We start from the raw sequence: 1,686 nt of genomic DNA on the forward strand, positions 1-1,686 counted from the left end.
CGCGCCCAACGCCTACGCACCGTCTTCGCCCAACAGTTCCACCACGCCCTCACCCACGTCGACGCCATCGCCACCCTCACCTCCCCGACCGTCCCCCACCTGTTCGACCTGGCCCCGCCCAGCGATCACGGCGCGGAGTCCCGTTTCGGGGCGCAGAACCGCTTCCGCCGGATCTTCAGCCTGGTGGGGGCGCCCGCGATCTCGCTGCCCTGCGGCTTCACCGGCGCGGGACTGCCCATCGGCCTCCAACTCATCGGACGACCCCACCAGGACCAGACCGTCCTCGAAACCGCCAACGCCTACCAGCACATCACCGACTGGCATCTGCGCCACCCGCCAGTCCACTCCCCAGAAGGAATGTGACATGACCTCAAGCAGGCGATTCCGGGGCCTCGCCCTCACCATTTCGATCCCGCTCGTGGTCGGCCTCACCGCCGGGTGCGGCAGCGCGACCAAGCAGGAGTCCGGCTTCCCCAAGAAGGGCAAGGCCGTGACGCTCGTCGTGCCGTTCGCGCCGGGCGGGCTCACCGATCTCGCCGGACGCCTGCTCGGGCCGGCCCTGGAGGACCAGCTCGGCACGCCGGTCGAGATCCTCAACAAGCCGGGCGCCAGCTCGCAGATCGGCCTGACGGCGCTGGCCCAGGCGAGGCCCGACGGCTACACGCTCGGGTACACGCTGCTGCCGACGACGCCCAGCGCCTACCTCGACCCGGCCCGTAAGGCCGCGTTCACCCGCGACTCGTTCAAACCGGTCGCGAACCACTTCGTCATCCCGGTCGTGGCGGTCGTCTCCAAGGACAGTCAGATCAAGGACCTGAAGGGCCTGATGGCCGAGGCGAAGGCCAAGCCCCGCCAGGTCAAGGCGGGCACCGGCGCCCTCGGTGGCCCCGCGGACATGGGGCGGGTGCTGACCGAGAAGACGGGCCAGGTCGAGTTCGCGAACGTGCAGTTCGACGGCGGGGGCCCGGCCATGGTCGCGCTGCTCGGCGGCCACACCGACGTCACCTTCGGCACCATCCCCGAGGTCCTGCAGTACGTCAAGAGCGGGCAGGTCCGGGCCATCGGCGTCATGGCCGAGTCCGAGACGGACCTGCTGCCCGGCGCGCCGACCTTCAAGGCGCAGGGCATGGATCTCGTCATGCTCTCCGAGGGCGTGCTCTCGGTGCCGGCCGACACTCCGCCCGCCGTCGCGGCGAGACTGCAGTCGGCGATCGACAGCGCCCTCAAGGCCGAGGGCATCCTGCAGAAGAGCCATGACCTGGGCGTCATCAACCAGTTCATGACGGGTGACGAGGCGGCCAAGCGCTGGACGGTCAGCGAGGAGATCTACGCCAAGGTCACCGGCTGAGTCCCACCCGCGTCATCACCGGCGGGTGACGCACCGGCGACCGCGTCACCCGCACGACCATGGAGGCAACACCCGTGAGCACGTCAGGAGTCGCCGAGGAGTACGAATTCCTCGGCATCGACCCGAATCTTCTCTCCCCTCGCCTGCGCCCGCAGGTCGAGTCCCTGCGCGCGGCGCTGGCGGCCATGTCGGCCACCGACGTCGACGGCGTGGAGCCGTTGTTCGTCTCACCCCTCGACCAGGGTGAGGCCTGAACCGATGACTGAGTTGGCGGCGTTGTCGTTGGCCCGGGTGGCGGAGTTGATCCGTGACCGGGAGGTGTCTCCGGTCGAGGTCAC

General features: G+C 69.6%; 3 protein-coding genes. All 3 read left to right on the top strand.

Annotated features, from left to right (window positions below; translation table 11 throughout):
- Positions 1–363, top strand: a 363-nt coding sequence (locus tag ABZ911_RS43100) for an amidase family protein (protein WP_358070501.1), incomplete at its 5' end; no start/stop codon positions are given.
- A gap of 1 nt (position 364) precedes the next feature.
- On the top strand, positions 365–1,348 hold the full coding sequence (locus ABZ911_RS43105; RefSeq protein ID WP_358070503.1) for a tripartite tricarboxylate transporter substrate binding protein: 984 nt from the start codon (positions 365–367) through the stop codon (positions 1,346–1,348).
- 74 nt (positions 1,349–1,422) lie between these two features.
- Positions 1,423–1,602, top strand: a complete 180-nt coding sequence (locus tag ABZ911_RS43110) for a hypothetical protein (protein WP_358070506.1) — start codon at positions 1,423–1,425, stop codon at positions 1,600–1,602.
- The last annotated feature ends 84 nt before the right edge of the window (positions 1,603–1,686 follow it).

Origin of the sequence: Nonomuraea sp. NPDC046570 (genome assembly GCF_040645915.1) — a bacterium.
Classification (GTDB): domain Bacteria; phylum Actinomycetota; class Actinomycetes; order Streptosporangiales; family Streptosporangiaceae; genus Nonomuraea.

Bases quoted from the DNA above. Each gene is read 5' to 3' on its own strand.
- ABZ911_RS43105 (WP_358070503.1), top strand. From the start codon at position 365: ATGACCTCAAGCAGGCGATTCCGGGGCCTCGCCCTCACCATTTCGATC.